This is a genomic window from Nocardia arthritidis (genome assembly GCF_011801145.1).
In the GTDB taxonomy this organism is placed as follows: Bacteria; Actinomycetota; Actinomycetes; order Mycobacteriales; family Mycobacteriaceae; genus Nocardia; species Nocardia arthritidis_A.
This window is the reverse complement of the sequence record NZ_CP046172.1, coordinates 4585744-4610033: the sequence shown is the minus strand read 5'-3', so window position 1 is coordinate 4610033 and position 24290 is coordinate 4585744. Positions and strand designations below refer to the sequence as shown.

Below are 24290 nucleotides of genomic sequence, written 5' to 3'. Positions count from 1 at the left end.
CGCAGGGGTTTACGCGTGTTCGCGCGCTAGTTCGAAGATCTGCCGCAGTGCGCCGAGGCCGGTGCCGGGGTCCACCCCCGCGTCCAGCCGGTGCATGACGTTGACGCCGATGGCACTGCCGAACAACACATCCGCGAGCGTCTCCGGCTCGGGCATGCCCGGATTTTCCGCCACGATCCGCCGGAGCGCATCGATCCAGAAGCGCCTGCTGTTCCGGTAGCCCGCCACATATGCGTCGCGGATCGGGCCGGGGGCGAGCAGCACCTCGGGCAGCACGGTGGCGAAGGTGCGCCCGATCGGCGAATTGACAACGGCCACATGCGCATCGAGCAGTACGCCGAGCGTGGCCGGATCCGCCGCCGCGATGCGCCCGCGGTACTCCGCTTCGGCCGCGGCGAAGGCATGCGTCACCACCTCGACGATCAGCCCGTCTTTCGAACCGAAATGCCAGGCGATCGAGCCACGGCTGATTCCGGCCCGCTCGGCGACCGCCTGTACGGAGGTGCCGCGCGGGCCCACCTCGGCGACCAATTCGGTGGCCGCGTCGAGCAGGCGACGTCGGCTCTCCGCGGATGATTCCTCCCTACGACCGGCCATGCCCGGGATTCTCTCATGCCCGAAATCCTATGCTGAACATCCTTGCCTATGTTGCACGTCCAATCATATGCTCGCAGTCCAAGCAACTCACTGGAGAGTCATATGCGCCTCATCACCTATCGCGCCGACGGCCGCGAACACCTCGCGGTCCTGCTCGACGCGGACAAAACCGTCCTGGACCTGGCCGCCGCCGCGCCCGGCCGACCGGAATTCGGATCGATGCTCGCCCTGATCGAGTCGGGCGCCGACGGCTTGGCGCGGGCCGCCGACATCGTCGCCGAACGACCCGCCCAGGCCATTCGCGATGCGAGCGATGTGCGATGGTGCGCGCCGCTGCCGCGACCGCCGCGGGTGCGCGACTGCGCGCTGTTCACCGAACATCTCTCGGCCGCGCTGCGCGAGATGGCCCGGCGACAGGCCGCGGCCGCGGAAGATCCGGCGGCGGCGCTGGACGAACTGCTCGCCAGCGGCCGATTCACGCTCGATCCGCTGTTCGCGCAACGGGTGCTGTACTACCAGGTGGATCCGCTGTCCATCACCGGGCCGGAGGAGGTGATCGAACCACCCGATGGCGCAACGGAACTCGACTACGAGCTCGAACTCGCCGCCGTAATCGGCCGCGGCGGGCGCGATATCGCACCCGAGGACGCGGCCGGGTACATCTTCGGCTACACGATCTGCAATGACTGGAGCGCGCGGGATCTTCAGCTGAGGCTGATGCGGACCGGCGTGGGAGCCGGTGAGTCCAAAGACTTTTCGACCACGCTCGGACCCTGTCTGGTCACCGCGGACGAGTTCGCCGATCCGTACGCGCTCACCATGCGGGCCCGCGTCGAGGGTGAGCAGGTGTCCTTCGGTAGCACCGCGTCGATGACGCATACCTTCGCCGAGGCCGTCGCCCAGTTCAGTCGGATCGGCCGGGGCGTGGTCGCCGGGGAGGTCATCGTATCGGGAACCGTGGCCTCCGGCACCGGATTCGATGCCGGACGACGACTGTCGCCGGGTGACACAGTCGAATTGGAGATCGATGGCATCGGCGTGCTGCGCAATCGGGTCGGTGTTGCGCGCGAGGTGAATCCGTGACCGAGCGAAGCGAGGGAACCATGGGCACAGCACCAGCGGTCGCGACGCGGCCGAGCGCCAGCGAGGACGCGCTGTGACCGAGCGAAGCGAGGGAACCATGGGCACAGCACCAGCGGTCGCGACGCGGCCGAGCGCCAGCGAGGACGCGCTGTGACCGAGCGAAGCGAGGGAACCATGGGCACAGCACCAGCGGTCGCGACGCGGCCGAGCGCCAGCGAGGACGCGTCGTGACCGAGGTGCGCATCGCCGGTGCCGCGCGCACCGCGTACGGGCGTTTCCCGGACCGGAGTTTCGGCGAGCTGACCCGGCAAGCGCTCACCGCCTGCCTGCGCGATGCGGGTGCGGACCCCACCGATATCGGCGCGGTGTATTTCGCCAACGCAGGCCAGGGCGCGACCACCGGGCAGCACACCATCCGCGGACAGGTCGCGCTACGGGATACCGGATTGGCCGGGGTTCCGGTGTTCAATGTCGAAAACGCGTGTGCCAGTGGCGCGTCCGCATTCCATCTGGCCCACACCGCGATCCGCGCCGGTCAGGTCGACGTCGCGCTGGCCATCGGCGTCGAACAGCTCTCCATCGCCGATCGCTCCACCGCCGCACACCTTTTCGACGGTGGTATCGATGTGGCGAACCGCGACCGGGATCTGGAGAGGCTCGGCGTCCGGCTCGGCGACGGAACCGTCTTCATGGCGATCTATGCGGCCCTCGCCCGCGATCACGGCCTCGAACCGCGACAATTAGCCGCGGTCGCCGCCAAGAATCGTGGCCATGCCGCGCTGAATCCGCTTGCCACCTACCGCAAGCCGCTCACCGTCGCGGAAATCCTCGCCGACCGGGTGATCGCGGCGCCGCTGACCAAGCCGATGTGCGCGCCGATCGGCGACGGTGCGGCCGCGATCCTGCTGTGCCGCAAGGGTTCCCGCTTCGACAACGAGCGGGCGGTGCGGGTGCGGGCCAGCGTCGTCGCCTCGGCCACCGAACGTGAGCCCGGCGACGACGCGGACCATATCGGCCGCAGGCTGGCCCGAATCGCTTACGCGCAGGCCGGAATCGGGCCGGCGGATATCGCGCTGGCCGAGGTGCACGATGCCACCGCGGCGGGCGAAATCCTGCAGACGGGTTTCCTCGGCCTGGCCGATCCGGACGCCGCCGCCCGCGGCGAGACCGCGCTCGGCGGGCGGCTGCCGGTCAACACCTCCGGCGGCCTGGAATGCAACGGCCATCCGATCGGCGCGACCGGACTCGGCCAGCTCTACGAGCTCGTCACCCAATTGCGCGGTGAGGCAGGCGCCCGCCAGGTCGCGGGCGCGCGCATCGGGCTCGCCGAGAACGGCGGCGGCTTCCTCGGCGTCGAGGAGGCCGCGGCCGCGGTCACGATTCTGGAGGCACCATGAATATCGCAGTGCTACTGCATAATTCGGCCACTCGCACGCCCGAGGCGGCCGCGATCTGCCACGGCGGCGATGTGGTGTACAGCTATGCCGAACTGGCCGCGACCGCCCGCGGCATCGGGCGCTACCTCGCCGAGGCGCACCATCTCGGACCCGGCGACCGCGTCGCGCTCGCCATGTCCAATACGCCGCACTATCTCGCGGTTCTGTTCGGCGCGTGGTGGTCCGGGCTTGTGGTGGTTCCGATGAACCCGAGGCTGCACCCGCGCGAATTCGAACAGCTCATCGCCGACAGCGGCGCCGAACTCTGCGTCACCACACGGGATATCGCCCCGCCCGAGCGGGTGACCTGCGTAGACATCGACCAACTGTGCGCGGACGCGGCCGAATACGGCGATGGACAGCCTCCGGCATCGGTCGCGCCCGGCGATCCGGCCTGGCTCTTCTACACCAGCGGCACCACCGGAAAGTCCAAGGGCGCCATCCTGACCCACCGCAATCTCGTCGCCGCGACGCTCAGCGCACTCGCCGATCTCGGCGATGCGAGCGAGGCCGCGCTGCTGCATCTGACCCCGATGTCGCACGCGGGCGGGCTGTTCGGCATCGTCACCGTCGCCCGCGGCCGCCCCAACGTGCTCCCCCGCGACGGAATCGTCGATGCCGTAACACTTTCCGAGGCGTTGACGGCATTCGGCCCGGCGACCTTCTTCGCCGTGCCGACCATTCTGCGCCGCCTGCTCGATCCGGATCTGCTCGCCGACGAGCTGATCCCACGGATCCGGCGCATCTTCTACGGCGGCGCGCCGACCTATGCGGACGATCTGCGCCGGGTGGTCGAACGCTTCGGCCCGCAACGACTCTGGCAGGCCTTCGGGCAGGGTGAATCACCGTGCACCATCACCCATCTCACCCCGGAGGAGCACCGCGATATCCCGCCGGGCGGCGAGCTCATGCCGGTGGGCCGGGCCCGCACCGGCGTGCAGGTCGAAATCGTCGACGCCTCCGGCGCATTCCTGTCGCCCGGCGAGGTGGGCGAGGTCGTGGTGCGCGGCGACACGGTGATGGCGGGCTACTGGCGTAACCCGGAGGCCACCGCGGCGGCGTTGCGCGACGGCTGGCTGCACACCGGCGATCTCGGCCTGTTCGACGCCGCGGGCAGGCTCACCCTCGTCGACCGCGCCAAGGACCTGATCATCTCGGGCGGCTCCAATATCTATCCGCGCGAGCTGGAGGAGGCGCTGCTCACCCATCCGGCCGTCGCCGAGGTAGCGGTGGTCGGCCGCCCCGATCCCGAATGGGGTGAACTACCGGTCGCTTTCATCGTCGCGGCCGCCGAAGTCACGGCCGCTCAACTCGATTCGTTCTGTCTGGCCCGGGTGGCCCGCTACAAGCGCCCGCGGGACTACCACTTCGTCACCGGCCTGCCGCGCAACGGATACGGCAAGGTCCTGAAAACCGAACTCAGGGCCCGCATTTCAACACAGAAAGGTCCGCAATGACGCGCCTCATCGATCTCACCTACCCCATCGACCCCGCCTTCCGCGATGCGGTGCCGACACCCGAGCTGGCCATGATCGTCGGTCCGACCGTCGAGTGGTACACCCACACCGGAGCCGGGCGCGACATGCTCATGCGGTATTTCGGCTGCGGTCCCGAGGATCTGCCCGGCGGCGAGGGCAGCGCGGGCGAGATGCTCAACCAATTCGGCACCCACTGCGGCACACACGTCGACGCGCCATGGCATTCCGGCAGCGTCAGCGAGGGTCGCCCGGCCCGCACCATCGACCAGATCGAGCTGTCCGAACTCCTCGCACCCGGCATGGTTTTGGATGTCCGCGAGTGGGCCAGGCCGGGCGAGGCGATTCCGGTCGACGCGCTCGCGGCCGCGATCGACGCGACCGGGCGCGATATCCGTCCCGGCGACGCGGTGCTCATCCGCACCGGGCAGGAGCGATTCGCTATCAGCGATCCCGCGTACTTCGACTACCCTGGGATGTCCGGCGACGGCACCCGCTTCCTCACCGGCCGGGGCGCGAAGATCCTGGGCACCGACGCGATCGGCTGGGACCGGCCGATCCCGGCCATGGTCGAGGCCTACCGGAAAACCGGTGACCCGAGCCACATCTGGGACGGCCACTACGCCATCCGGGACAAGGAGGCGTTCATCGTCCAGCAGATGGACAACCTGGCCGAGCTGCCGCCGACCGGATTCACCGTCGGCTTCTTCCCGATCAAACTGATCGGCACCAGCGCGGCGCCCGCCCGCGTCGTCGCGTTCGTCGACTGAGCGTTCACCATCGAGGCCCCCTTTCCGAAGGGGGCCTCGACGCGTTCCGGACCAGGTCACGGGCCGGTCAAAAAATGACCCGACAACGGCGGGCCGCTGTGCCACCATGGGTTTCGACGAAGATCACCGCGTCGCGCGGTGGTCGCTGAGCAGAGGGTTTTCCGGAAATGCCGAGCACCGGGAAGGAGGAAGCGGTTTTGAAACCAGTGAAAAACATTGCCCGAGAGCGTATCGCGTCGCGGCAATCGATGAACGACTCATGCCGCGACCGCCGGCCCGATCTCGGCTTCGCCGATAACTGACCGGCCCGACACCCACTTTCGCTCAATTCTCTTCGAAACATGGTGATTCCCATGATCTTTCATCGTGCCGCCGCACCCGCGGTGCTGACCGTCGACAATTGGATAAACACCCCGGTGCTGGTGCTCAACGCCAGTTACGAAGCGCTGGACGAGATTCCGGCCGAACGCGCCATCGTGCTGCTGCTGGCCGGGGCCGCCGAAACCATCGCCGAACGCGAGCCGCGCTTCCCGATCCGTTCCCAGCACCTCGAGCTGGTGTTGCCGGAGACCATCCGGCTGCTGCGCTACGTCTACCTGAAGCATGTGGTGCGCCCGCACGACGAAAGCCGGGCCACCCTGGCCGGCGTGCTGCGCCGGGACAACCACCGGTGCGGTTACTGCGCGGGCTGGGCCCGCACGGTCGACCACGTCCGGCCGCGCAGCCGGGGCGGCCCCAACACCTGGAGCAACCTGGTCGCCTGCTGCGCGCCGTGCAATACGGCCAAGGCCGACCGCACCCCGGAGGAGGCCGGGATGCGGCTGCTCTGGGAACCGAAGGCACCCAATCACCTCGCGAAGACCCAGCGGCGCATCTGGAAACAGCTCGCCGCGGCCACTTGAACCGGAGAAAGGAGAGGTACGCCATGATCTCCGCACCGACAACCACCCTCGCCGAACCGGCACTGACCGACCTGCTCCCGCTCTCCGACAGCGGCGGCTGGCATCGCGCGGCCTGCCGGGGCGACCCGAACCACGAGGCCTGGTTCCCGTATCCGTCGCAGGATTTCGCGTACGCCAGGAAGATCTGCGCGGATTGCCCGATCCGCACCGGATGTTTCGAATTCGCCGCGCGCACCGGCCAGTCCGGTGTGTGGGGCGGGCACGAATTCGACCGAGGGAAGATGATCCGCGAATGAGCGCGGCGCGCCATCCGGCGATTCGGGGGGCGGCGCGCCGAGGATCCGCTCGGCACGGGCCACTCGGCCGATCCGCTAATGGTGGGTGAACCTACACTGTTGCACCGTGGGCACACATCGCAGCGGAGCCAGGTCCCGAGGTATCAGCAAAGGTCCGGTTATCGCAGTGGTGGCCATTCTGCTACTCGCGGTGGCGGTTTTCGGCTGGTTCTGGTTGCGGGACCAGGCGGCGAACAACGACCGGTCGGCCGCGGCCGAATGCGTCGAGGGGCCCGCGACGCTGTACGTCACCGTCGATCCGGATATCGCGGGTCCGGTGCGCGCCGCCGCGGACAAATACAACGCGACCAAGCCGAAGGTCCGCGACCATTGCGCGCAGGTACAGGTGACGGCTCGACCGTCCGCCGGTATGGTCGCCGCCTTCACCTCCGGCAAGCCGTGGGATCCCGCGCTCGGACCCGAACCCGCGCTGTGGATCGCCGACTCCGGCCGCTCGATCGAATCGATGCGGGTGCCCGGGCTCATCGAGGGCGCCCCGGCCTCCGTGGCGTCGAGCCCGATCGTCATCGCGGTCCCCGATGATCTCCGAAAGGCGTTGGAGCAGGCCAAGATCACCTGGTCGGATCTGCCGAGGCTGCAACAGGGGTCGCTGAGCGATATCGGCCTGCCCGGCTGGTCCGGGCTGCGGCTGGCGCTGCCGCAGGGCGACGCCACCGTCGCCGCGCTCGCCGCGGTGGGCTCCGCGGTGTCCGGGGCCGATCCGCTGTCCGAGGCGGCCGCGCAGTCCGGGCAGGTGGTGTCCGCCATTTCCGGGCTGGCCGCGAACGCACCCGATTCGACCGACACCTCCGGCGCGCTCATCGCGCTCGCCGGCGGCGGCCAACCGCAGAACGCCCCGATCCACGCCGTCGCCGCCACCGAGCAGCAGGTGAAGGCCCTTGCCGGACCGGCGGAATTCAAACCGGCGGGCGCCGCGCCGGTCGCCGACTACCCGGCCGCGGTGATGTCGGGCCCGTGGGTGGACAAGACGCAGAACCTCATCGCGGGCGTATTCGCCGACTATTTGCGCGCCCCCGAACAGGCGCAGGCCTTCACCGCCGCCGGATTCGCGGCGCCCGCGCCGAATGTCCCGGTGCCGCCGCGCCCCGCGCTGGACAAGGTGCGCGCCACCCTGGCCAACCCGGTGCTCGGCGTGCAGTCGACGGTGCTGCTCGACGTCTCCGCATCGATGTCCGCCACCGACGGCTCGGCCACCAAACTCGCCAACGTCATCGGCGCACTGCATTCCACGATCAACGTGATGCCGCCGGATTTCGGCCTCGGCATCTGGACCTACGGCAAGAACCTCGACGGCACCACGCCGTACAAGGTGCAGGTGGCCACCGCGCCGCTCACCGCGGAGCAGCGCGCATCCATCACCACCGCGCTCAACGCCGTGCACGCCGCCGAACTCAAGGGGGATCAGGCGTATCCGACGCTGGTCGCCGCGTATCGTAGCGCGATCACCAATTACACGGCGGGACGGACGAATTCGATCCTGCTCATCACCGACGGCCCGAACGACGACTCCCCCGTCACCGGCGCCAAACTGCTCGCCGATATCGCCGCGTCCACCGATCCGGCCCATCCGGTGCGGGTGGACGTCATCGTGATCGGCGGCCAGGGCACCGACACGCTCCAGACGCTCGCCCAGCGGACCCATGGCGCATACACCCGTCTGGCCTCCTCCGACGACATCGCGTTCGGCACCGCCGTGGTCAACGCGCTGACCAAGCCGTAAACCGCGCACACACCCGCCGCGCGCCCTGGACAACCCATATCCGTAAGTCTACACTTACGGTTCGTGGAGGCTTACCGAGACAAGGCGCTCGACGCGCTGGGCGACCCGACCCGGCGGGCGATCTTCGAGCGGCTCGGCAAGGGCGCGTGCGCGGTCGGCGAACTGGCGAGCGAACTGCCGGTGAGCAGACCGGCGGTATCGCAGCACCTCAAGGTGCTCAAGGAGGCCGGTTTGGTGATCGACGAGGCGATCGGCACCAGGCGGGTGTACCGGCTGAATCCGCAGGGCATCGACGCGCTCCGGGCGTACTTCACGCAGTTCTGGTCGACGGCCATGTCGGCCTTTCAGCAACAGGTGAACCAGCGAGAAAAGGACCAGCAATGACACAGCAGTTGAGCGACAAGGAGATTCGCGTCGAACTCACCGTCGACGCTCCGCCCGAACGGGCATACGAGGTGTTCACCACGGGCATCGACAGCTGGTGGCCCCGCGGCCATCACATCGGCAAGGGACAGCTCGCCGAGGAGGTCGTCGAACCGCGCGCGGGCGGGCGGTGTTTCGGCCGCGAGGCCGACGGCACCGAATGCGCATGGGGCACCGTGCTGGTGTGGGATCCGCCGCGCCACTTCGCCTTCTCCTGGGAGATCGGCCTGGATTGGCAGCACGATCCGGATCCGGCACGGGCCAGCCGGGTCGATGTCACCTTCGAACCGCTCGAGCCCGGCCGCACCGCGGTGACGCTGGTCCATTCGGAATTCGAGAACCACGGCAAGGGCTGGGAGGCCATGCGCGACAGCGTCGGCGGCGAGGGCGGTTGGCCCGGTATGGCGAACACCTACGCCGAGGCGGTGGCCGCCTGAACGTGAGCGTTCCGGCGCACGGAAGGGAAGCCGCGCGCCGGAACACGATTCACTCCGTGTAGGCGTCCAGCGGCGGGCAGGAGCAGACCAGGTTCCGGTCGCCGTACGCGCCGTCGATCCGGCGCACCGCGGGCCACACCTTGGCCCGCGCGTGCCCGAGACCCCTTGGGTAGACGGCGGTTTCGCGGCTGTACGGGTGGTCCCATTCACCCACCAGGCAGGCCGCGGTGTGCGGCGCGCCGCGCAGCGGGTTGTCCTCCGCCGGCCAGACACCGGTGCCAACCTGATCGATCTCCTTGCGGATCGCGATCATCGCATCGATGAAATCGTCCAGCTCGGCCAGGTTTTCGCTCTCGGTGGGCTCGACCATCAGGGTGCCCGCCACCGGGAAGCTCATGGTGGGCGCGTGGAATCCGTAGTCGGCCAAGCGCTTTGCCACATCGTCGACGGTGACGCCGGTCTGCTTGGTGATCTCGCGCAGATCCAGGATGCACTCGTGCGCGACCATCCCGTTCTCGCCGGTGTACAGCACCGGGAAGTGCTCGTCGAGCCTGCGCGCGATGTAGTTGGCCGAGGCGATCGCCGAGAGGCTGGCCCTGCGCAGGCCGTCGGCGCCCATCATCCGGATGTAGGCCCAGGTGATCGGCAGGATCGAGGCCGAACCGTACTTCGCCGCCGAGACCGCGTGCGAATCCCGCTCCAGCGGATCGCCGGGCAGGTACGGCGCCAGATGCGCGCGCACCGCCACCGGGCCGACGCCGGGCCCGCCGCCGCCGTGCGGGATGCAGAAGGTCTTGTGCAGGTTCAGGTGGCTGACGTCGCCGCCGAATTTACCCGGACGGGCAAGTCCGACAAGGGCGTTCAGATTCGCGCCGTCGACGTACACCTGGCCGCCCGCCTCGTGCACCAGCGCGCACAGCTCGGCCACCTCGTGCTCGTACACGCCGTGGGTGGACGGGTAGGTGATCATGATGCAGGCCAGCCGGTCGGCGTGGTCGGCGATCTTGGCGCGCAGGTCGTCGAGGTCGACATCGCCGTTGTCGCGGCACTTCACCACCTCCACCCGCAGACCGGCCATCGCCGCCGACGCCGCGTTGGTGCCGTGTGCGCTGGACGGGATGAGGCAGGTGTCGCGGTGCGCGTCACCGCGATCCAGGTGGTAGCGGCGGATGGCAAGCAGGCCCGCGTACTCGCCCTGGCTGCCCGCGTTCGGCTGCAGGCTCACCGAATCGTAGCCGGTGATGGCCGAAAGCCAATTCTCCAGGTCCGCAATGACTTTCAGCAGGCCGGGGGCGTCGTCGACCGGCGCGTACGGATGCACCCGCGCGAAGCCGGGCCAGGTGATGGCCTCCATCTCCGCCGTGGCGTTCAGCTTCATCGTGCAGGAACCGAGCGGAATCATGCTGCGGTCCAAGGCGATATCCTTGTCCGAGAGCGAACGCAGATAGCGCAGCATCGCGGTCTCGGTGTGATACCGGGTGAACGCCGGATGGGTCAGGAATTCCGAGGTCCGGGTCTCGACCACCGCGCCGGCCTCCGGCGGGCCGGAAGGCACTGTCGCGCCGAAGGATTCGAGTACGGCCGCGACATGCGCCGCGGTGGTCGCCTCGTCGCAGGCGACGCCGACGTGATCGGCGTCCACCAGCCGCAGGTTGATGCCGCGCGACTTCGCCTTGGCGACAACGGCTTCCGCCACGCCCGGCACCTGGACCAGCACCGTGTCGAAGAAGTTGTCGTGCCGCACCGCCTCGCCGAGTCCGCTCGCGATGGCCGCGGCGTGCCCGTGCACCCGGCGCGCGATGGCACGCAACCCGTCGGCGCCGTGGTAGCTCGCGTACATGGCGGCGACGATGGCCAGAAGTACCTGTGCGGTACAGATATTCGAGGTGGCCTTCTCGCGCCGGATGTGCTGCTCACGGGTCTGTAGCGCGAGGCGGTAGGCCACATCGCCGTCGGCGTCCACCGAAACGCCGACCAGGCGGCCGGGCAGCTGCCGCGCATGCGCCTGGCGCACCGCGAGATAACCGGCGTGCGGGCCGCCGAAGCCGAGCGGCACACCGAAACGCTGTGTGGTGCCGAAACATACGTCGGCGCCCTGTTCACCCGGCGGCGTGATCAGCGTCATCGCAAGCAGATCCGCGCCCACCGCCACCAGCGCGCCGCGCTCGTGCGCCGCCGCGATCACCGCGGTCCAGTCGACGACGCGGCCGGACGCGCCCGGCGTCTGCACCAGCACACCGAAGAATTCACCGTCCGGCAGGCCGCCATCGGCCAGCTCGGCCTCGACGATTTCGATGCCGAGCGGTTCGGCCCTGGTGTACAGCACCGTTTTGGTCTGCGGGAACAGGTCGGTGTCGATCACCAGCCGCGCCGACTTGGATCGCCCGGCCCGCCGCAGCAGCGTCATCGCCTCGGCGGCCGCGGTGGCCTCGTCGAGCATGGACGCGTTCGCCACGTCCATACCGGTCAGGTCCGAGACCATGGTCTGGAAGTTGAGCAGCGCCTCCAACCTGCCCTGGCTGATCTCCGGCTGGTACGGGGTGTAAGCGGTGTACCAGGCCGGATTCTCCAGCAGGTTGCGCACCAGCACCGGCGGGGTGAGGGTGTCGTAGTAGCCGAGCCCGATCATCGAGGTGGCGACGGTATTGGCGTGTGCGAGGCCGGCGAGTTCGGCGAGCACCTCGTGTTCGGTCGCCGCGGGTGGCAGCGCGGCGAGTCCGGAGCCGTCCAGGATGGTGGCGGGCAGCGCGGCGGCGGCCAGCTCGTCGAGCGAGCCGACGCCGACCACGGGCAGCATCGTGTCGAGTTCGGACCGGTCGGGTCCGATGTGGCGGTCGGCGAAGGAACGGGTCACGGCAGCTCCCAATGGTCGGGCGGGTCGACCGCAGGGGTCGACGGGTACCAGCCCTCCCCCTCTGTCGTGGGCGCCTGAGAGATTCGGGAGCTATCCCTTTCCCCATGGGCGGGCGACTCCGCATATGCTTGCGGGCCACCGCTTTCCAGAGGCGTCGAAGTCCGCACGGTCCCTGTTGCCTGAGAGATTGACGGGGAGGTGCTGCTCCTTCGGCGCCCGGACTTCTTGTGGAGGTCCGGAACTCTCCCGCGCGACGTACGACGCACCGCCAGTTTATGCCGAGCGTCCGGAATTCCACTCGCTCGGGGCAACCTGTGTCGCGTGCGTCACTGTATTTTTCCGTCGGATGCCGAGGTCCGCCCGAAGCGCCGCAGCACCTCCCACGCCGTTCACCCGCCATTCCAACGACGCCGAGACAGCGATTCAAATCGGCAGACCGTCGCGCAGGCGCAGTGCCGCCGTGACGATCGCACTTGCCTGGATCGCGACCAGCCGCTCCACCGGCACCGGCTCGCCCGGCGCGCGCCGCTCGATCTCGGCGCACCAGCCGTCGAAGATAGCCCCGAATCGCGCGCGCTCCGTGACCGCCGCGGTGCTGCCCTCGGCGATCAACCCGTCGAGCAGGCGTAGCAGCAGGCCGCCGAGCCGCAACCGGAACATGCCGAGCCAGGAGTACTCCTCGGTGAATGCCTCGCCGCGGGTCGCGAACCGATCCTGGTCCGGCGCGGCCTCTTTCACCTCGGCGATGCCGGGCAGCGCGGTCACCATGGCGCGCGCCGCGCGCTCGAACGGGCTGGCGCCGGTCAGTTCCGCGGCGACGCCCACCAGCACCGCGCCGCCGACCCGGGCCAGCTCGCGATACGCGGCGGCGCATTCGGCATTGACCTCGCGCAGCACCCGATCGGTTGGGGTGTCATCGGTGATCCGTGCGTCCAGGAATAGCGGCACCTCGCAAACCAGCACGGCCGCACCGTATTTCGCGCCGTAGTCGCGGCAGCCGCCGCCACCGAGCGCGGCCACCGGCTCCACTCCGGCGGCGACCAGCGTCTCGGCCATGGTTTCGAAGGTCGGCACCTGGTAGACGCCGGTGGTCCACCGTTTGGCGCCTGGCGCGTCAGGATCGCCGCCGTGCACCGGAATCCCGGACGCGGTCAGCAGTTCGGTGAGCTCGGCCCAGTACGACTCGTCCCCGCCCGAGGTGTAGAAGAAGCCGCCACCGAAATCGGAATTGTGCAGCGAGGCGATCAGCGCGGGCCGGACCTCGTCGATCAGCGTCATCAGCGCCCTGGTCTCGGGCAGCGGCGCACCGATCGTCGCACCCCGCCAGACCACCGGGAACGCCCATTCGGGCTGTTCGGTCACCGGGGGCCGGTAGAACTCGCGCGCCAGCCGGGTGCGGGTGAGCGGCCCCGCGAACCAGCCCTCGTTCAGCCGGGTGCCATCCGGATCGACGCACGGTACGAAATACCAGGTGGCACCGAGCGTCAGCGCCTCGTCGGCGATCATTCTGCCGAGCAGATGCCGGATGGTGGCCATGCCGATCGGCTCGTTCGGATGCGGATTGCCGAAGACCGCGATCCGGCGCTCCCCCGAGCCGACGCGGACCGAGCGGATCGGATCACCGTTGCGGGACGTGCCGATCTCGGCGACCGCCACCCGGCCCGGATACGCGAGCGCCAGCTGGTCGATGTAGGCATTCAGCTCGTCCACCGTGGGAAACGATCCGATGCGGTCCACCGATCCGGCGATCCTGCCGACTTCGTCCAACCCGGTCATCTCGACCCTTCAGATAATTCTGTTATTTTAATAATGACGTTATCACGCTTCGCTCGAGCGCACCGGCGAACAGGGCGCATCAACGGATAATGTGATTACTTGAATAATCGCGTTATCATAACTCGATGCGACGTGCCGAGATAACGGAGAAGAATCGAAAAGCGTTGATAGACGCGGCAATCGCCGACATCGCCGAACACGGCTACCAGGCGGCGCGGCTGGGCGCGCTGGCCGAGCACGCGGGTCTCACCACCGGCGCGGTCTATTCGATCTTCGGCAGCAAACGGGCCCTGCTGGTGGCCGCGACCAGGCAGCTGGTGACCGAATTCCACGCGACCCTCGAACCGCTCGCCGATCCGGCGCTCTCGCTCACCGAGGTGCTGCGCGGCTACGCGGCCGCGATGCTCGGGCACACCGGAACGAGCCGCGCCAGGAAGCGCTTCACCTTCGAACTCGAATCGCTGACCGCCGCGCTGCGCGACGACGAGTTGCGCGCCGAGCTGGAATCCCAGTCGCCGCAGGCGATTCCGGCGCTGACCCGACTGCTCACCGATCGCGTCATCGATTCCGGCGCCACGCCGACGGATGCGCACACCACCCCCGAGCAGGCCGCGCGGCTGGCGGCGGCGGTTCAGGCGCTACTATCCGGCTTCGCGCAGCACTGCATCGTCACGCGCTCCGAAATCGACCACGACTACGCAGCAGAGAGCGCGGTCGCACTGACCGCGCTCATCGACTGAATTCCCTTGTGCCCATTATCTTGTGCCCAGCGCAGTTAGCCCGTCTTACGGTTCATCCGCGCCTTGCGCCGGTAGGCCAGCTCGTCCTCCGGGCGCTCGGTGGCCACGGAGGCCCGCTCGGCCGGGAAATTGGCGATGGCGCCGGTCAATTCGCGCATCGCACCGCTGACCGCGATACCGAAGACGCCCTGCCCGCCCTGCAGTAAATCGACGACCTCCTCTGGCGAGGTGCACTCGTACACCGAGGTGCCGTCCGAGAACAGCGTGATACCCGCCAGATCCTGTACGCCGCGGCTGCGCAGATGGTCCACCGCGATGCGGATGTTCTGCAGTGAAATGCCCGCGTCCAGCAGCCTTTTCACGATCTTCAGCACCAGGATGTCCTTGAACGAGTACAGCCGCTGGCTGCCCGAACCCGCGGCCCCGCGGATCGACGGCACCACCAGACCGGTACGCGCCCAATAATCGAGTTGCCGGTAGGTGATCCCGGCCACCTGGCATGCGCTTGGGACGCGGTAGCCGACCAGATCGTCGGGCACCGAGTCGTCCGGGAACAGGCCTGGCTGTACCTCAAAGCCCTGCGATTGCTCTGCCACTGACCACTCCCTTGCTTCGCCGACGCCTAGCCTCATCGATGACCCGGCTCCGTGCCGACCACGTATCGGTAGTCGAAAACGGACGTGGCCCAACTGTCGAGATTACTCCCCTCGATTGTCCTGGGAGCGGCATCATCCGACCAAACGCGACGCGCGGTAAAAGTCTAGACCCTTGCTTGAGAGCTTGTGCATTTCGCCTGGAGCCCGCGCACCGGACCGGAATCGGGCGAGCGCGGAGCCGTAAACAGCACCGCATCCCGGCACGGTGGCCGGGATGCGGTGTGGCGGCGGACTAACTGTCGGTCGCCTTGAAGTCGTCCGGGGAGACCGATTCCAGGAACTCCTTGAACTTCTCCACCTCGTCCTCGCGCTCGTCCGGCATCACCAGCCCGGCCTCCTCCAGCACCGGCTCCTCGGCATAGATCGGGCAACCGACCCGCAAGGCGATCGCTACCGAATCCGACGGCCGCGCCGAGACATGCAGATCGTTCTCGAAAACCAGATCCGCGTAGAAGGTGCCCTCTTGCAGATCGACGATCCGCACCTCCTTGAGGGTGTGCCCCAGCTCGGTGATCAGGATCTTGATCAGGTCGTGGGTCAGCGGGCGGATGGGGGTCACCCCCTCCTGCTCGAGCACGATCGCGGTCGCCTCGGCCTGCCCGATCCAGATCGGCAGATACCGATCACCTGCCACCTCACGGAGCAACAGCACGGGCTGGTTCTGTGGCTGCTCGACACGAATGCCGATAACGCGCATCTCACTCATCGCCATGCCTCCCAATCCTCACCAGCCGCCCGGCATCACCGCCTGCTGGGCTCGCCGTACCACGAGTCTAGGCGAACTCGGATGGGTGCAGCGATCCGTGTACATCCCCGAAACCGGCGTGTTGTCGAGGGGTTATCCGAGGCCGGAATTCCGAGCGCCTCGAGTCCGGAATTCCGGGCACCGCATAGCCGTTCGGATGTCGGCCTTACCTCAGCCGCCGAGCGCGGCGCGCACCGAAGCCTTCACCAGTGCGGCGTGCAGGTTCAGCGACAGCGCGGCCAATTCACGCACCGTCTCCTCGGCCCTGGCCCGCGCGTCGGCGTCGCGGCTCTTCGCGATCGGGGCGGCGATCTGCGCGACCAGCGCGGCCTCCCGATCGGCGGCGAGTTTGAAGGCACGCAAATGCCTTGCCTCCAAACCGAATTCGGACATCGACCGGGCGGTCTTCGCCAGCGTCACCGCATCGGCGTCGAAGAAGCCCGCGGCGCCCGGCGTGATCAGATTCGCCCGGATCAGGTCGTTGAGGAACTTCTCATCGATCTCGGCCTGCGCCAGCAAATCCGCACGGGTGAGCCGGATTTCATGATCGAAACGGAGCTCATCCGGCGAGATCTCACCCGGCACGACGCCGAGCCTACGCGGAACTCGCCCATTCGGCTCGGTATCGGTGTGCCCGGAATCCGTTGCCAGACCGGATTCCGGCACCCCGACGCGGCCGGAATGCGCTCGGGCACGGGCTTCCCGCACCCCGAGCGTCGCGGCGCCGCTGTCGATCGCCTCCAACTGTTCCTTGATCACCTTCAACGGCAGGTACTGATCGCGCTGTGCGGTCAGCACGAACCGGAGCCGCTCGCAGTCGGCCACCGAGAAACGGCGGTACCCCGACGGCGTGCGCTCCGGCCGGATCAGCCCCTCCGATTCCAGGAATCGGATCTTGGAGATGGTGATATCCGGAAAATCAGGTCGCAGCAGGTCGAGCACGGAGCCGATCGACATGCCCCCGCGCGCCCACTGCGCCGCACCGGTCACAGCACTGAGCCTTTACTGACGGTCATATTCGTCATCAGCCCCAGCGCCGGCGTGCTCATAGGCCGCCCGCACCCGCTGCCGAATCGGACGCCGACGCCTTCGGTCCGGTCAGGAACACCAACCGGAACTTGCCGATCTGCACCTCGTCCCCGTTCTGCAGCTCCGAGGAGTCCACCGGTTCCCGGTTGACGTAGGTGCCGTTCAGGCTGCCCACATCGACAACCTGGAACGAATCGTCGTCCTGCCGGAATTCGGCATGCCTGCGGCTGACCGTGACGTCGTCGAGAAAGATGTCACTGTCGGGGTGGCGGCCCGCCGACGTGGTCGGCTGGTCCAGCAGGAAGCGCGAGCCCGCGTTCGGGCCCCGCTTGACGACCAAGAGGGCAGCGCCGACGGGCAGACCCTCGACCCCTTGGACCGGCTGTTCGCCGGCCTGCTCTCCGGAGCGCGACGCGTCGACCTCGTTCAGGAAATCCGCGCGGAAGACCGACGTCGTCTCGGCCGCGGTCTCCTGGTAACCCGGGTCTTTGTTCTCGCTCACCGTTTCTCTCCTCCTCGAACCTGATTATCCATGCAAGCAGGTGATGCCTTCGCCGACACGACCTGTCGTGTCGCTAGATTCCGGCCCCTGACTGCCGGCACATCTGTTGGCATTGACCGTACCCTGCCAGGGCGTACCCGTGCAGGTAGAACAGGGAAGGCCGATTCAGCCCCCGATAACTCCTTGATAACCTGCCGCATCCAGCAGTTCACCGAGTGTGGCATCGAGCCCGGCGGCGTCCGCCACCTCGAGTTCGAACAGCCAGCCATCGCGGTACGGATCGGTGTTCAGCGTCTCCGGCCCGGAGGTCAGATCCTCGTTCACCGCAACGACTTTCGCGGTCAACGGCGCGTAGATGTCGGAGACGCTCTTGGTGGATTCCACCTCGGCGATGCTCTCGCCGACCTTCACGTCCCTGTCCACATCGGGCAGCTGCACGAACACAACGTCACCGAGCTGGGACTGGGCGTAATCGGTGATGCCGACACGAACCCGGTTCGGGGCGATCCGCTGCACCCATTCATGTTCCTCGGTGTAGCGCAGATCCTCGGGGGTCTGGGTCACAGGCCGTCCTTTCGCGTTGTGAACGTTGCACGCAACTCTAATCATTACCGGGTGTGGTGTGGCACAGGCGGTATCGCTCGCGCGACCGCCAGCGCCTTCCACAGATAGAGGGCGCCGGTCCAGACGTACACCGCGGTACCCCAGACCAGCAACGCCCCGCCGAAGGCGCGTCCGAAACCCGCTGCGGCCCAATCCATCTGGCCCGCCAGCAGCCACGGCAGGGCGGACATCAGCGCGAAGGTCGCCGCCTTGCCGAGGTAGATCACCTCGGGCGGGGACAGCTCGCGGCGCCGATAGATCGACAGGGTGAGGGTGAGCACCGCGTCGCGGCCGACCAGGATCACCGCGACCCACCACGGCAGCAGCCCGCGAATGACGAACGCCGCCAGCGTCGTCACCAGGTACAGCCGGTCGACGAACGGGTCGAGCAGCGCGCCGAGCCGGGACGACTGATCGAGCAGCCTCGCCAGCTTGCCGTCGAGGAAATCGGTGACGCCGCTGAGCACCAGCAGCGTGAACGCCCAGCCGTCGGCGTGCTCGACCAGCAGCAACCACAGGAAAAGCGGCACGCCGAGCAGCCGCAGCACGCTCAGCACGTTCGGCACGGTGAGGATGCGGTCGGCGAAGACGCTCCCGGATTCGGTCGGCACAGCCCCGGTCTTACCGCACCAGCTCATCGCCCGCCACAGCGGCACTGCCTTTTTCCGTGTTCGGGGCCGGCGGCTCCCCGGCGGGCCGCTACCGAAACGCCGCTTCGCCGTCGAACAACTCGCCGAATTCGTCCATGCCGAGGGCTGGCGCGCGCCGTAGACCCTGTTGTGAAATGAATTCTGTCGCATTTGGCGAGATGACAGAATGAGTGTGAAATCATCTCACCAAATCGGCCCGAATCGAAGCGAGCCGTTGGACCGAGGGAGAAGGCATGCCCGAATTCGACTACGACGTGGTGGTGATCGGCTCCGGATTCGGCGGCAGCGTCAGCGCGCTGCGGCTCACCGAGAAGGGGTACCGGGTCGGCGTGCTCGAGGCGGGCAGGCGCTGGCCCGCCGAGGCCATACCGCGCACGAATTGGAATGTGCGCAAATCGATTTGGGCGCCGCGGCTGGGACTCACCGGACCCCAGCGGATCAGCGTGCTCGGCAAGTGCGCGGTGTTCTCCGGCGCGGGCGTCGGCGGCGGATCGCTGATCTACGGCAACACCCTCTACGAACCGCTGCCGAACTTCTACACCGATAAGCAGTGGGCGCACATCACCGACTGGAAGTCCGAGCTGGCGCCGTACTACGACCAGGCGAAACGGATGCTCGGCGTGGCGCCGAACCCCCGGATGACCCCGGCCGACCAGGTCATCAAGGAGATCGCCGACGATCTCGGCGTCGGCGACACCTTCCACCCGACCAATGTCGGCGTGTTCTTCAACGAATCCGATCCCGGCGCCGAGGTGGACGATCCGTACTTCGGCGGCGCCGGCCCGCGCAGGCGCGGCTGTGTGCACTGCGCGCGCTGCTTCACCGGCTGCCCGCACAACGCGAAGAACACCACCACGACCAATTACCTGTACCTCGCCGAACAGGCCGGGGCAGAGGTGCATCCGCTGACCACGGCGGTCGCGGTGCGGCCGCTGTCTGGCGGCGGCTACGCAATCGACACCGAGCGATCGGATCGCTGGATTCGCAAGCAGCGCAAGACGTTCACCGCGCAACAGGTGGTGTTCGCCGGGGCCGCGCTCGGCACCCAGAAGCTGCTGCACAAGATGCGCGACGAGCGGGTACTGCCCGAATTGTCGCCCAGGCTCGGCGAATTGACGCGCAGCAACTCCGAGGCGATCTTGAACGTGGTCAGCAGGACCCGTACGGATTTCGCGGAGGGCATCGCGATCACCTCGTCGATCCATCCCGAGTCCGACACCCATATCGAGGTCTGTCACTACGGGGCGGGCCAGAACGCGCTCTTCCCGCTCTCGGCCCCGATCGTGGACGGCGGGGCGTACCGGTTCCTGCGCTTCCTGCTGGCAATGCTGTTGCACCCCTTGGTCTTCCTGCGCAGCCTCAATGCCCACCGGGCCTCGGAGAAGTCGGTGATCCTGCTGGTGATGCAGTCGCTGGACAACTCGCTCACCTCCTACCGCAAGCGCGGGCGACTCAAGACCAGACAGGGCACCGGCGAACCGAATCCGACCTGGATTCCGTTGGCGCACGACGTCGGACGGCGATTCGGCGCCAAGGTGAAGGGCGATGTGCACGGGCTGGTGATGGACGTGTTCAACATTCCGGCCACCGCGCACTACATCGGCGGCTGCGTGATCGGCGACAGCGCCGACACCGGAGTCGTCAACCCGTATCAGCGGGTCTACGGGTATCCGGGGCTGCACGTCGCGGACGGTTCGGCGGTGACGGCCAACCTCGGCGTGAACCCCTCGCTCACCATCACGGCACAGGCGGAGCGGGCAATGGCGTTCTGGCCCAACAAGAACGAGGCTGACCCTCGACCGGAGTTGGGCGCTGGGTATCAGCGGATCTCACCGGTGAAGCCGAACCGGCCAGTGGTTCCCGACACCGCACCGGGCGCACTGATACTGCCGATCACGCCCGTCGATACGGCGACGGCCGTCGAAGATCCGCTGGCAGCCAAGTAAAACTGCCTCGCAAGATCGCGACCGACCGAACCACCCGGGAGCGAGTCTTACGAGCGACGTTCGCGGCCCGTCTCGCGTCTCAGCGGTCGAAGCGCATGCGCCGCAGGCGCGAGTCTCGACCGCTGAGACGCGAGACTCCCATATAAGCTGTCACAATGCTCGTGCGAGTGCAGAACCCCGCAGGGACCAACGCCGAGCGGGCGCTGATCGACTGGTTGCGCACCTGGAAGGATCCGTCCAGTCCGCACGGCGTCGCCACCATCAACGCGAGCCTGTTCCACCAGGATCGGCTGCACCAGTTCGACGCGATCGTCTGGACGCCGTCGAGCTGTGTGATCATCGAGGCCGAGGCGCTGGTCGCGCGGCAGGACGGCGTGCTGGAGATTCCGCTGAACGGCCCGTGGACCATCTCGGGCGAGCCGGCCGCGCTGGAGGGACGGGACCGGCGCACACCGCTGGAGAAATCCCGCGAGCACACCTACGCGCTCTACAACTGGCTCGCCGCGCGCGGGCTCGGCCAGCGGGTGGTGCACGGCATCGTGCTGGTGGTGCCGCTGCGCGGCGCGGAGCTCACCATCCAACAGGCCTGGAGCGACCCGAGTTTCGACGTCGTGCTCGGCGACGATCCGTCGCGGTTGCGCTCGTACTTCGAGCAGTTGGCCGAGGAAGAGCAGTTCCTGTGGACCGCGAACGATATCGCCGTCGCCTTCCGCGGGCTCGGCATCCTGCCGTATCTGCCCGCCCCGCAGGATCTGATCAACGAGGGCTTCCTCGGCCCGATCGACATCACGCTGTGGCACGGCGGCCCGAACCAGGCGCAGGCCGAGGCGTATGTCGAGGAGATGCGGCTGGCCAAGGAGCGCGAGGCGCAGGTGAGCCCGCGGCTGCGTATCGAGTCGCCGTGGTACAGCCCGTGGAAGCTCTACCCCCGGGTGCCCGGCGATATGGATATGGGCCGGGCGTTCATGCGCATCCTGCTCGCCACCGGCATGATCGTCGCGTTCGTCTGGGTGCTGTGGTTCGTCATCTCGCTGGTGCTGACGTACGGTCCCGGCTAGTCACGCGGTCGGCGTCGCCGCCGGATCGGTTTCGGCGAACGGTTGACTCTCCCGTTCCACCAGCAGCGCGACATGCAGGCGGGACGGGCAGTCGAGTTTGAACATCACCTGGCGCACATGATTGACCACGGTCCATTCCGAGATGCGCAGGTGGGTCGCGATCATCCGGTTCGTCATCCCGGTGGCCACCAGCCTGGCGATCTCGCGCTGCCGGTTGGTGAGCGCCGCCAGCGGTGACTCGTCGGGTGCCCGCAGCAGCGGAGCGGAGCGCGCGTAGGTGATGGCGGCGGCCAGATCCATTTCCGAGCCGCGCCGGGCGACCGCACGGAAACGCTCCTCCCCCACGGCATTCCGGTAATCCGGTTCGGCCATCGAACAGTCCTCGGCGGCCAGTGGCGGGATGGCGTGCACCTCGCGCAGGTGCCGTGCGGCCATGGACAGCGTCGCGGCAACCTCCCGATAGTCGCCGCCGGCGGCGAAATAGGCCAGCGCACAACCTTCCAGCGCGTTGATCGCGGGCAGCAGATGCGCTTCGATACCTTCGGCGCCGAGCACCTCGCGGAACAGCAGCAGCGCCCGGTCGAGGGTTTCCGGCCCGAGCTGCGTGCGGGCCAGCATGTACAGCGCGGGCAGCCGGATCGGCAGCTCGAATTCGCGCACCCGGTCGCGCACTGTCGCCCATCCGGTCCCGTCGCGGCGGGCCGGGAGCGGGATCTCCGTCATCGCCTGCGCCACCTCCAGCCAGCCTACGAGTTCCTCGGACAGCCGGTCGGCCCGCAGGGCGGCCGATCGCAGATGCCTGCGCGCGCCGTCATCGTCGCCGAGCATGCACAGCGCGGTACCCAGGACGACCGCGCATCCGGCCGCGCCTACCGGGTCACCCGAATTCCGGTGTCCGGCAACGGCATCGGTGAGCAGTTCGACCGAGCGATGCAGCCGCGCGGTGCGCAGCGCCCAGATCCCGAGCACCTGACGGCACAGCGCGGCCGACGCGCCGCCGAGTTCGTCCGTGCGCAGGGTGCGCGCCAGCAGCGATTCCACCTCGGCCAGATAGCCGTGCGCCACCCACACCGGTTCCAGCCGGGCGGCGGCCGCGACGGCGCGCTCGGGCTGGCCGGTTTCCAGCAGGTGATGCAGCGCCGCGAGCAGGTCGGCGATTCGTGCGCCCGCCTTCGCCATCGCCCCCGCACGCTCGCCGTCGCGCCGCAGCGCCGGGCCGAGCACGGTGGCCAGCCGGCAGAGGCGGTCCACGTGTGCCCACCGAATCCGTTCCGCGCGTTCGGGTTCCGCGGCCAGCACGCGGCGGCACCAGGCGCGTACGGTGGCGAAGAGGCGATAGGCGGCGGTGGCGGGCGCCGCCGAATCGTCTTCCAGCAGACTGCGATCCACCAGCTCGGCGATGGCCGCGCCGGTGCGCTCCTCGTCGATGACGCTCACCAGGCAGGCCGCCTCGAGATCGAATGGCGCCTCGAACAGCGAAAGACGCAGCAGCAGTTCGAGAACGTCCGGATCCAGGCCGCTGACGCCCCAGCCCACCGCGGCGTCCATGCCGCGGTGCCGGGCGGGCACGTCGACGAAAAAGGGTGACTGAAGGTCGGCGCCCGCCTTGATGCGGTGCAGGGTGCGCACCGGCCCGAGGCGCGCGATCGCGCCCGCGGCGAGCTCCAAAGCCAGTGGCACACCGTCCAATTCGCGGACGATATCGTCGAGCACCAGACGGTCGGCCAGTGCGGCGAGCCCGCGATAGTGGCTGTCGATGCTGTCCAGCAGCAGCCGCGCGGCGGGTGAGGCGGCCGGGTAGTAGTCGCCGTCGCCGCTTTCGCCGGGCAGCGGCCGCACCCGGACTATATGTTCCCCGCGCAGGTGCAGCGGCGCCCGGCTGGTCGCGACGATCACCAGGCGCGGGCAGCGGTCGAGTAGGGCGGCCACATCGGCCGAGATCGCTTCGATCAGGCGATCGCAGTTGTCCAGCAACAGGATTGCCGGTGCGTCCCGGAGCCGGGCGGCCAGCAGCGCCAGGGTCGAGTCAACACCGGCCACCGGCCGCACGATGCCGAGTGGGCGGCCGCCCGCCGCCGCGAGCACCGCATTCCAGGCCGCGGCGCGATCGGCGCACTCGGCGAGGTCGACGGGAGTATTCCGAGCGCCATCGAATTCCTTGCCGCACAAGGCGGCTCGCGCCAGCCTGCTCTTGCCGACGCCCGCCGTGCCGGTCACGGTGAGCAGCCGGGGACCGGATCCGGCAAGCAGTTCGGCCAGCTCGGCCAATTCGCCGTCGCGTCCGACGAGCACGGGCAAATGGTGGGCGGCACTACCGGGCTGAGTATTTCGGGATATCACGGGCAGCTGCAATCCGTAATTCCGATCAACCATCGCTGTCCCTCTCACTGCACCCACGCGCCCGGTCGCCGCGAAACATCCCATGCATCAACTGCATCCGGGCGCGAGCCGAACCTTCGATTCGCGCGGTTCACCGCGCGATCGCTCCAGAACGACAATACCAAGCCACACGGCCCCGGCAGCGGAATCGAT

Annotated in this window: 22 protein-coding genes and 1 riboswitch; of the genes, 12 read left to right on the top strand and 10 right to left on the bottom strand. The window is 68.2% G+C overall.

The annotated features are described in order from the left end of the window. Positions 1-9: 9 nt before the first annotated feature. Positions 10-597 (bottom strand): TetR/AcrR family transcriptional regulator, encoded by a 588-nt coding sequence (locus tag F5544_RS20785; protein ID WP_167474734.1) that lies wholly within the window; start codon positions 595-597, stop codon positions 10-12. Positions 598-699: 102 nt separating this feature from the next. Between F5544_RS20785 and F5544_RS20780 the strand changes: the two genes are divergently transcribed. The 9 genes from F5544_RS20780 to F5544_RS20740 all read left to right on the top strand — a co-directional run bounded on the left by F5544_RS20780 (position 700) and on the right by F5544_RS20740 (position 9199). Continuing rightward, on the top strand, positions 700-1680 hold the full coding sequence (locus F5544_RS20780; RefSeq protein ID WP_167474733.1) for a fumarylacetoacetate hydrolase family protein: 981 nt from the start codon (positions 700-702) through the stop codon (positions 1678-1680). Between the two features lie 227 nt (positions 1681-1907). Beyond that, positions 1908-3077, top strand: coding sequence for a thiolase family protein (locus F5544_RS20775; protein WP_167474732.1), 1170 nt, complete (start codon positions 1908-1910; stop codon positions 3075-3077). Further along, complete coding sequence (locus F5544_RS20770; RefSeq protein ID WP_167474731.1) at positions 3074-4573, top strand: class I adenylate-forming enzyme family protein; 1500 nt, start codon at positions 3074-3076, stop codon at positions 4571-4573. The genes F5544_RS20775 and F5544_RS20770 overlap by 4 nt, the downstream gene beginning before the upstream one ends. Further along, positions 4570-5361, top strand: a complete 792-nt coding sequence (locus tag F5544_RS20765) for a cyclase family protein (RefSeq protein ID WP_167474730.1) — start codon at positions 4570-4572, stop codon at positions 5359-5361. The genes F5544_RS20770 and F5544_RS20765 overlap by 4 nt, the downstream gene beginning before the upstream one ends. A gap of 353 nt (positions 5362-5714) precedes the next feature. Then, positions 5715-6263 carry an HNH endonuclease gene (locus F5544_RS20760; RefSeq protein WP_167474729.1) on the top strand — a complete coding sequence of 183 codons (549 nt, stop codon included), beginning with the start codon at positions 5715-5717 and terminating at the stop codon, positions 6261-6263. A gap of 23 nt (positions 6264-6286) precedes the next feature. After that, complete coding sequence (locus F5544_RS20755) at positions 6287-6559, top strand: WhiB family transcriptional regulator (RefSeq protein WP_167474728.1); 273 nt, start codon at positions 6287-6289, stop codon at positions 6557-6559. A 169-nt stretch (positions 6560-6728) separates the two neighbouring features. After that, complete coding sequence (locus F5544_RS20750; RefSeq protein ID WP_167474727.1) at positions 6729-8339, top strand: VWA domain-containing protein; 1611 nt, start codon at positions 6729-6731, stop codon at positions 8337-8339. Between the two features lie 63 nt (positions 8340-8402). Then, the gene (locus F5544_RS20745) at positions 8403-8723 is read left to right on the top strand and encodes an ArsR/SmtB family transcription factor (RefSeq protein WP_167474726.1); all 321 of its coding nucleotides are present in this window, start codon (positions 8403-8405) and stop codon (positions 8721-8723) included. After that, complete coding sequence (locus F5544_RS20740) at positions 8720-9199, top strand: SRPBCC family protein (RefSeq protein ID WP_167474725.1); 480 nt, start codon at positions 8720-8722, stop codon at positions 9197-9199. The genes F5544_RS20745 and F5544_RS20740 overlap by 4 nt, the downstream gene beginning before the upstream one ends. Before the next feature lie 49 nt (positions 9200-9248). On the opposite strand, the gene gcvP is transcribed toward F5544_RS20740, so the two are convergent. Both gcvP and F5544_RS20730 read right to left on the bottom strand, forming a co-directional pair. After that, complete coding sequence (gene gcvP, locus F5544_RS20735; protein WP_428847177.1) at positions 9249-11996, bottom strand: aminomethyl-transferring glycine dehydrogenase; 2748 nt, start codon at positions 11994-11996, stop codon at positions 9249-9251. 213 nt (positions 11997-12209) lie between these two features. Then, positions 12210-12312, bottom strand: a riboswitch (glycine riboswitch). A 164-nt stretch (positions 12313-12476) separates the two neighbouring features. Further along, positions 12477-13829, bottom strand: a complete 1353-nt coding sequence (locus tag F5544_RS20730) for a M14 family zinc carboxypeptidase (RefSeq protein WP_167474723.1) — start codon at positions 13827-13829, stop codon at positions 12477-12479. Between the two features lie 125 nt (positions 13830-13954). On the opposite strand from F5544_RS20730, the gene F5544_RS20725 reads away from it, so the two are divergent. Then, on the top strand, positions 13955-14569 hold the full coding sequence (locus F5544_RS20725) for a TetR/AcrR family transcriptional regulator (RefSeq protein ID WP_167474722.1): 615 nt from the start codon (positions 13955-13957) through the stop codon (positions 14567-14569). Between the two features lie 35 nt (positions 14570-14604). On the opposite strand, the gene F5544_RS20720 is transcribed toward F5544_RS20725, so the two are convergent. The 6 genes from F5544_RS20720 to F5544_RS20695 form a co-directional block, all read right to left on the bottom strand. Continuing rightward, positions 14605-15201 (bottom strand): MerR family transcriptional regulator, encoded by a 597-nt coding sequence (locus F5544_RS20720; RefSeq protein ID WP_167474721.1) that lies wholly within the window; start codon positions 15199-15201, stop codon positions 14605-14607. A gap of 256 nt (positions 15202-15457) precedes the next feature. Then, positions 15458-15931 (bottom strand): bifunctional nuclease family protein, encoded by a 474-nt coding sequence (locus F5544_RS20715; protein ID WP_167474720.1) that lies wholly within the window; start codon positions 15929-15931, stop codon positions 15458-15460. A 210-nt stretch (positions 15932-16141) separates the two neighbouring features. Beyond that, on the bottom strand, positions 16142-16927 hold the full coding sequence (locus tag F5544_RS20710) for a MerR family transcriptional regulator (protein WP_167479360.1): 786 nt from the start codon (positions 16925-16927) through the stop codon (positions 16142-16144). A gap of 88 nt (positions 16928-17015) precedes the next feature. Continuing rightward, a complete protein-coding gene (gene garA, locus F5544_RS20705; protein WP_167474719.1) occupies positions 17016-17501 on the bottom strand; it encodes a glycogen accumulation regulator GarA in 486 nt (161 codons plus the stop codon). A gap of 165 nt (positions 17502-17666) precedes the next feature. Further along, positions 17667-18065 (bottom strand): glycine cleavage system protein GcvH, encoded by a 399-nt coding sequence (gene gcvH, locus F5544_RS20700; RefSeq protein ID WP_167474718.1) that lies wholly within the window; start codon positions 18063-18065, stop codon positions 17667-17669. Positions 18066-18109: 44 nt separating this feature from the next. Beyond that, positions 18110-18742 carry a CDP-alcohol phosphatidyltransferase family protein gene (locus F5544_RS20695; protein WP_167479359.1) on the bottom strand — a complete coding sequence of 211 codons (633 nt, stop codon included), beginning with the start codon at positions 18740-18742 and terminating at the stop codon, positions 18110-18112. 245 nt (positions 18743-18987) lie between these two features. Between F5544_RS20695 and F5544_RS20690 the strand changes: the two genes are divergently transcribed. Continuing rightward, on the top strand, positions 18988-20700 hold the full coding sequence (locus tag F5544_RS20690) for a GMC oxidoreductase (RefSeq protein WP_167474717.1): 1713 nt from the start codon (positions 18988-18990) through the stop codon (positions 20698-20700). Between the two features lie 155 nt (positions 20701-20855). After that, entirely contained in the window at positions 20856-21758 is a 903-nt protein-coding gene (locus F5544_RS20685; protein ID WP_167474716.1) for a nuclease-related domain-containing protein, read from the top strand. On the opposite strand, the gene F5544_RS20680 is transcribed toward F5544_RS20685, so the two are convergent. Beyond that, positions 21759-24050: a LuxR C-terminal-related transcriptional regulator gene (locus F5544_RS20680; RefSeq protein ID WP_167474715.1), complete on the bottom strand. Its 2292-nt coding sequence runs from the start codon at positions 24048-24050 to the stop codon at positions 21759-21761. It lies immediately after the preceding gene. Positions 24051-24290 lie beyond the last annotated feature (240 nt).